Below are 6,901 nucleotides of genomic sequence, written 5' to 3'. Positions count from 1 at the left end.
TCCGGCGACGCGGCGGTGGCGTCGAGCGGGCTGCCGACGGGTGCGCCCGGCGAGCCGGTACCCGCCCCGGCCGCCGCCGCCGGCCTCGCCCGCGCCTCGTCGGACGCGGCGACCACGTCCCACTGGTACAGCTGCTCCGGGACCCCGTGCCCGTCCCGGGCGATCCTGTCCGGCTGCGCGAGGTCCGCCCTGAAGTGGACGTACGTCCGGCCCGAGGCCCCGGCGTCCGGATCCTTGCGGATCAGCTGGCGCAGGGTGACGGCGTTCTCGGGCAGGGCGTCGCCCCGGAAGCCGTTCGCCGCCAGTGCGAGGGTCCACAGGCCCAGCTCGTTGTCCTGCCGGGACAGGTCCTGGACCACCTGGTTCACGTCCGAGCGGAAGGGGACCCCGCCCTTCTCCTTCGGGGCGCCCAGCGCCGAACCGACGTTGCGCGTCAGCAGCTTGTCCGCGATCAGGGCGATGCCTCCGGCGACGGCCAGGGTGCAGCGCGCGTTCAGGTCCCCCCGCGAGGCCGGACCGACCAGCGAGGTGAAGTCGCCGGTGGGGACGGGGTCCCAGTCCAGCAGCACGTCGTTGGTGAGGACACCGCCGTTGCTCCACGCGTTCCGGGCCTGCTTGGTCACGGCCCGCTTGTGACTGCGCCACGGCAGGTCGACCAGCGGCCCCAGGAGCTCCGCGAACCCCTTCACCGCCATCCGCCGACCGCCCTTGATGGCCTTGGCCTGGTCCTTCAGCTGCTCGAACAGCCCGGCCCGGGTGAGCGCGTGGACCAGGTAGACGCTGCGCCACAGCGGGGTGCCGGGGATGGTCTGGTCGCGGAACGCGGTGGGCAGCTCGTCGGGCGAGGTCCGGCCGACGGCGAGCCCGTAGACGGCCTGGAGGTCTTCGGCCGGGACCGGCGAATCGCCCTGCTGGATGACCCGCTTGAGGGCACGGGTGATGACCTCGATGTGCTGGGCCGCGTCGTCCCACACCTTGAAGTCGACGTGGACGCTCGCCAGGATCGAGCGGATCGCGTCGTCGAAGAGGTCCTCCGGGGCCAGTGGGTGACCGGGGTGGTGCTGGGCTCCCACCGCGATCTGCGCGGGCACCACGAACGTCTGGGCGATCTGCGCGGCCCGCAGTCCGGGCTCCAGGATGCCCATCTCGTGCGCGAACTCCTTGCGGATGCCCTCGCGCCACTGCTCGCGGTGCTCGGCCAGCCGCTCGTCGAGCGCGGGCGCGGCCTCACCGGCGTCCGGGCGGATGCCGCCGAAGAGCGATCCGACCGCGTGCTCCGCCGTCTTGGCGGCGTCGGCGTCCGGGCCGGCGAGTACGTTCCAGGCGCTGGCCAGCCTGGTGATGCCGTCGCGGACGACCAGGCCGTGGAAGGACGGGGTGCCGTCCTCGAAGGTGATCTCGACCGGGTGCGTGATCAGGCTCCTGGTCACCTTCCGGGCCAGGATGGAGGAGGCGTAACTGTTGATCGACAGGGTGCCGTGCAGGGTCTGCCAGACATGGTCCTTCAGGTGGCCGAAGTCCTTGTACCGGTAGCGCACGACGGCGCACGGCTGCCCGGCCCGCGTCAGCCCCTCCACCTGCGGGTCGGGTACCTCGTTGACCTCCATGCCGGTCCGCGGCTGGATGCCCGGCAGCAGTTCGCTCAGGTGCACCCGGGTCACCACCGAACGCAGCGTGGCGCCCTCGACGTTCTCCTCCAGCAGCAGCCCGCCCGGATCCCCCGTGGACGGGCGCAGCTGCAGGGCGATGCCCTCGGGCATGGTGGTCGCCCGCGCTATGGCCCGCCAGGCCCCGTCGGGCAGCAGGGTCTGCGGGTTGGCGGCACCGGCGGCGATGACCTCCCCGCGCGCGGAGGGCTCGCCGGGGGCCGGGAGGTCGCGATCGATGCTGGAGACGATGACCGACTCGGAGCCCCAGGTGACGGTGAGGGACTGGGGGGTGTTCGCGGGCATGGGCAGGTGACCTCCGAAGTTAGTTGATGTCTGAAAATTCAAGCTCTGAACTCTGAAACCCGCTCAACCCGACGTGTCGCGCCGGTCGGATCACAGCAGTCCGTCCCGCGCGAGGGCGTACTTCTCGAACAGTTCGGGCAGCGGATTCCGGCCACTGCGGTGGAGGGACGCGTAGGCGGAGGCGATCAGCACCACCTGTGCCAGCGGATGACCGGCGGCCATGACCCAGACGGACGCGTTCTCGGACGTGGGGAGCCGCCGGGGAAAGGTGATCAGCCCGAGGCTTTCGAGCTCCCGGGTGATCTGATGACTCAGATCGGCGCTGAGCCGGTTGCGATCCGGGGCCGCGCACTGCTTGATGAGCCGCATCGAGATTTCCTTGACGCCGCCGTCGAGCGCGACTCCACCGACAATCGCATCGATGTTGAGCTCCATGGCCGAGAACCCTAAAAGCGGAACACCCCACCGGCCCAGTGCCGTTCCGGTCACCTTGCCGCCCGCGCTGGCTTGAATTCCGTCGAACAAAAAGACGGCACACCGCACCGCCCGGCTAAAACCGAAGAATTAATTCTGTTAATACGGCGGGCGGTAGGGGGCGGGGCGGTCGGCGCGCGGGAAAATCCATGGCGGCGCACGGCCCGGCGGCGGATAGTGGCCGGATGCCCCACCGCTCCGCGTACGTGTGCCTCTCGTGCCGCGTCTCCTTCAAGCACTCCGAGCCGCGGACGTACCGCTGCCCGGGGTGCGGCCGAGAGATGCTCCTCGCCGGTGACGCCTTCGAGGCCCCGCCGCAGCGGGACCGGGACGCCTGGAGGGTCGTTTCCGTCCTGCTCCATGCCGGACTGGACTTTCGGCAGGCCTGCTGCGGCTGCGGACCCGGCTACCGGCCCCGGAGCCTGCGCGAGGTGCGCGAGCGGCTCACGTACGCGCGACGCACCGGGACCCCGGTCGCACGCGCCCTCGCCACCCCCTAGGCGAACGTGGGCAAGACGCGCCGCGTCGTCCCCGGCCTTGCGGCGGTCCGGCCGGCGCAGCAAAACGGCCCGGGGCGTGATCGCTCCGGGCCGTTCTCACTGGTGCCCCCGGCAGGATTCGAACCTGCGACACCCGCTTTAGGAGAGCGGTGCTCTATCCCCTGAGCTACGAAGGCGGGGTCCTGCGTGAGACGTGGCCGGATGCTCTGCGTGAGAGTTCCGGTCGCCTCGGCAAGATCCTGGGCCGCCACGAGGGCAACCCAGGGACAGGGTAGCGGATCAGGGCGGGGCTCCGCGGCTCGGTTTTCAGGAGGCCCCGCGGCGCGACACGCGCCCCCGAGCGGACCTGTCCGCCGGCCCGGTGCGGGCCGCCGGTCGTGGCTCCGTCGGTGCGCGACGGTCCTGCGCCGCTCCCGGAGCGGCGGAGGACCGGGAGCGGCGGTCGGGGTGGGTCAGTAGTCGACCCGGTCGGACTTGGCCAGCCACGCGTTGAAGGGCGCCGTCCGGCTCGGCAGCTCCAGCTGCTCGACCGGCGTCGGCCACAGCGACGCGGGCGCCTTCTCGAACAGCTCGTAGAACTTGAGGTCGTCGAAGCCGGCCACCGCCGCGTCGTGCCGGTCGGCGCAGTAGAGGATCCGGTCGACCCGAGCCCAGAGCGCCGACGTGAGGCACATCGGACAGGGCTCGCACGAGGTGATCAGGACGCAGCCCTCAAGCGAGAAGGTGTCCAGCTCCTTGCAGGCGGCGCGCATCGCGCTCACCTCGGCGTGCGCGGTCGGGTCCAGGTTCGCGGTGACCTGGTTGTTCCCCACGGCGACGATCTCGCTGCCCTTGGCGACCAGCGCGCCGAAGGGGCCGCCGCCGTTCGCCACGCTGTTGGTGGCCAGCTTGACGGCCTCGTCCATCCAGGAGCGGTGGAGTTCCTGGACTCTGATCTCTTCGGTGTGCGCGGTCATGATCGCTCCTTTTGGAGAAGGTGGGGGACTTTCCGGATGCTCTGCCTGTGCGGAGCACCGCATCCGGGACGGCAAGGGGCCCGCGGAGGCCGTCTTGAAGTCGGCGGTGCCGTGGGCACGCGGGGCGGGAGCGTCCGGCGGGGGCGGGTCGAACGCGGGGGAGGGGTCCGGCGTCGTCGGAGCTTCTCCCCCGGCGGCCTCCGGCCGGGACGTGCGTAGGGCGGTCAGGTCGTCGGGCGTCCGTGACGCGCGACCCGGCTGGGGTCGCCTGCGGCGCGGGTGGCCTCCGGCGTCCCGCGGGGTTTGACGGGGTTCGTGCGGGGCCGGCATCTCTTCCGGTCGGGTCCGTCCGACGGGGGATGCGGGCGGCGGATCGCCTGGTTCCCAGGGGATCCGGCCCGTGCGGGAGCCGACGGATTGCGGACGTCGGGTTCCGCGTTGACGGTGACACCCGGACCGGGGCAGGCGGTCCCGATGTGCGGGCCGGATAGCGACTCAGTCAAGGCTTTCTCCTTCGTTCCGCGAGATGTCAGGAAGAGCGAGTTCCCGACCGGAAATCCGGCATCACACGAACGCCTCTCGCACGTGGCCGCCGTGCGGACACGACAGACCACCCCTCCGCTGCATTGCGACTTGTGAGGAGTACACAGCCAACCGGCCGGAATCAGCTAGGGGGCGAAGACATGAAAACTCCGCAGGCTGAGAGCAGCTATTCGTAGACTTCTACGAGAGTTGGTCCGCTCGTCATGTCACCGCTGGTCAATAGTCCAGCGGTGCGGCCGACGGTGAGGATTCGGCGGCCCCGAGGGTCGCGGCACCTGCCGCCGGAGGCGGAGCGGAACACCGGTCGGCCCTCGGGGGATATGGCGCGATCACGTCGGTGGGCGGGTTCCGCCCGTCGCCCGGCCGCCGCCCGCAGCGGGCCGCCACGCGGTGCGCGGGCCCGCTCCGGCGGGGCGCTCCTGGCGCAGGTGGTCTCCGATGCCCCAGGGGAACAGGTGGAGGTTCCAGCCGCCGAGGAGGTCGTCGCGGTCGAGCCGGTCGAGGCAGGACAGGAGGCACTGGGTGAAGGCCCACAGCTTCTCCGGTCCGCAGTAGCCGAGGAACTCGGCGGGGAGGCCGACCGTCAGACGTGCCATTCGGCGCAGCGACTCGATCGGCACGTCCGCGACGCCGGCCCGGATGACGCCCCCATGGGCGGCGTAGCCCAGCGGGCGGGTCTCGCCGTTGACGAAGAGGAGGGTGGGCAGGACCGTCTCGTGGGTCCCGGCGCCGGAGGGGATGGATCGGGGCCACGTGATAGAGGTGGCTTCCCGCCACCAGCGCGTGTCGGCTCCGGCAGGGAAGTGAATCCCGCAGGGCGTCGGCCAGTGCGGGATCGCGGTCGTCGAGTTCCGCGGTAACGGTGATGCCCAGGTCGGGCCGGGCGATCTCGATGTCCCGGACGGATAACGTCTGGGACAAGGTTCTTTCCTTCGTGCCGGGTGAAGTCAGGAGCTTTTCCATCGGGCCCGGCTCGCGCACGGGCCCTGGTCCTGTCGATACGCGGATCCGCGGGTCGGCGGGAATGCCGGCAATCGCCCCGAAAGCCGCCGGGACCGTTCCTTGGGCGCGGCTGAACGGGCGGCGGTCAGGAAATGGTGTCCACGGGCGTCATGGGATCGCGGACTTCCGCCCGGACGGTGTCCGGACCGGCATCGGGGATCGCCGAGCGGTACATGGTGCGCTTCTGCTCGTTCGCGAGGAGAGCTCCTTGTCGGATGACGGAAATCCCTTGCTGCGTTCGGCACTTGAGAAGGAGTGCACAGGCAGTGGAGCGAAGCCGGAAAGGGGCCGAAGCCATGAAGACATCCGCAGGCCAGGGCCGGCTCTCTGGTGATTTGCGCGAGAGTCGGAGCGCTCGTGACGCCGTCCCCGGTCGATGATCCAGCGAGGATCCCTCCCGGCCGGGACCCCGAAGCGGAATTCGGCCGTTCCGGTGGTGGGTTGGGGCGGGGCCCGCGATCATCGCGGGCGTTGCGTGGAACCGGAACCCCGCTGTGTTGGTGTCCGGTACGGCCGGATTCGCGACTTCCGGTAGGGCGTCGTCCGGCCGGCGGTGAACCGGCGATCGGTCTGTACGAGACTCCGGGCGTGCCCGGCCGCCCCCCCCGCCCGGGAGTCGTGGTGCAGCGGCATCACGAGGGAGGCGAGGGCCGCGGTGATCCCCCCGCGACGGAGGCCGGCGGGAAGACGCGGGGTCCCGGAGCGCGTGGACACGTACGCGAGGACGCCCGTGCGCGCCGCCGGGTTCTCGCGTGGCGGCGCCCCGTCACACCCCCATCGGGGCGTGCAGCTCCACGGTGATCTCCACCTCCACAGGGGCGTCCAGCGGCAGCACCGCCACCCCGACCGCGCTGCGCGCGTGGATGCCCGCGTCGCCGAAGGCCGTACCGAGGAGCTCGCTCGCGCCGTTGACCACGCCCGGCTGCCCGGTGAAGCCGGGGGAGCTGGCCACGAAGCCGACCACCTTCACCACCCGCTTCACGGCGGACAGGTCCCCGGCCACCGACGCGACGGCGGCCAGCGCGTTCAGCGCGCACCTCTGCGCCAGCTCCTTGGCCAGTTCGGCGCCCACCTCGGCCCCGACCTTGCCGGTCACCGGCAGGGCGCCGTCCACCATGGGCAGCTGGCCGGAGGTGTGGACGCAGTGCCCGCTGACGACCGCCGGCACGTACACGGCGACGGGCGCGGGGGCCGGGGGGAGCTCCAGCCCGGCCGCGGCCAGGCGCTCTTCGGGAGTGGTGGGGGTGGCGGTCACGACGGGCTCCTCCGGGGGAAGCGGATCAGTGCTTCGACCATGCCCGCATCCCGCACCGAAAGCCGGTGAAAGCACTCCTCCATCAGGGTGGGATCAGGCGGTCCGCCGCCGGCCGGGGCGGCCGTCCGGGTGAGCCGCTCCCGGGGCCCGCAGGCCGTGGGAGCGCGGGCCCCGGGGACCGCGGGGGCCGCGGGCACCGCCGGGCGCGGGGGGACGACC

General features: G+C 71.8%; 6 protein-coding genes and 1 tRNA gene. 1 reads left to right on the top strand and 6 read right to left on the bottom strand.

The genetic code is table 11. The features are described 5' to 3' along the window. On the bottom strand, positions 1 to 1,952 hold a 1,952-nt coding region (locus ACEPPI_RS39250; protein ID WP_373920039.1), incomplete at its 3' end, for a hypothetical protein. Positions 1,953 to 2,042: 90 nt separating this feature from the next. After that, positions 2,043 to 2,387 carry a hypothetical protein gene (locus ACEPPI_RS39245; protein WP_373920038.1) on the bottom strand — a complete coding sequence of 115 codons (345 nt, stop codon included), beginning with the start codon at positions 2,385 to 2,387 and terminating at the stop codon, positions 2,043 to 2,045. Between the two features lie 224 nt (positions 2,388 to 2,611). On the opposite strand from ACEPPI_RS39245, the gene ACEPPI_RS39240 reads away from it, so the two are divergent. Beyond that, positions 2,612 to 2,926: a deoxyxylulose-5-phosphate synthase gene (locus ACEPPI_RS39240; RefSeq protein WP_373920037.1), complete on the top strand. Its 315-nt coding sequence runs from the start codon at positions 2,612 to 2,614 to the stop codon at positions 2,924 to 2,926. Between the two features lie 100 nt (positions 2,927 to 3,026). Here the strand turns inward: ACEPPI_RS39240 and ACEPPI_RS39235 are convergent. The 4 genes from ACEPPI_RS39235 to ACEPPI_RS39220 all read right to left on the bottom strand — a co-directional run bounded on the left by ACEPPI_RS39235 (position 3,027) and on the right by ACEPPI_RS39220 (position 6,682). After that, a tRNA-Arg gene (locus ACEPPI_RS39235) sits at positions 3,027 to 3,102 on the bottom strand. Positions 3,103 to 3,378: 276 nt separating this feature from the next. Continuing rightward, positions 3,379 to 3,882, bottom strand: a complete 504-nt coding sequence (locus tag ACEPPI_RS39230) for a nucleoside deaminase (RefSeq protein ID WP_356213748.1) — start codon at positions 3,880 to 3,882, stop codon at positions 3,379 to 3,381. An 872-nt stretch (positions 3,883 to 4,754) separates the two neighbouring features. Then, complete coding sequence (locus ACEPPI_RS39225) at positions 4,755 to 5,132, bottom strand: hypothetical protein (protein ID WP_373920040.1); 378 nt, start codon at positions 5,130 to 5,132, stop codon at positions 4,755 to 4,757. Between the two features lie 1,061 nt (positions 5,133 to 6,193). After that, positions 6,194 to 6,682, bottom strand: a complete 489-nt coding sequence (locus tag ACEPPI_RS39220) for a RidA family protein (RefSeq protein WP_373920036.1) — start codon at positions 6,680 to 6,682, stop codon at positions 6,194 to 6,196. Positions 6,683 to 6,901 lie beyond the last annotated feature (219 nt).

The organism is Streptomyces sp. AB3(2024) (genome assembly GCF_041862025.1).
Classification (GTDB): Bacteria; Actinomycetota; Actinomycetes; order Streptomycetales; family Streptomycetaceae; genus Streptomyces.
The sequence above is the reverse complement of the archived record's forward strand: the minus strand, read 5'-3'. Positions and strand labels throughout refer to the sequence as shown.

Excerpts from the sequence above, each read along its gene's own strand:
- ACEPPI_RS39230 (WP_356213748.1), bottom strand. The coding sequence starts at position 3,882 with ATGACCGCGCACACCGAAGAGATCAGAGTCCAGGAACTCCACCGCTCC.
- ACEPPI_RS39245 (WP_373920038.1), bottom strand. The coding sequence starts at position 2,387 with ATGGAGCTCAACATCGATGCGATTGTCGGTGGAGTCGCGCTCGACGGC.
- ACEPPI_RS39240 (WP_373920037.1), top strand. The coding sequence starts at position 2,612 with ATGCCCCACCGCTCCGCGTACGTGTGCCTCTCGTGCCGCGTCTCCTTC.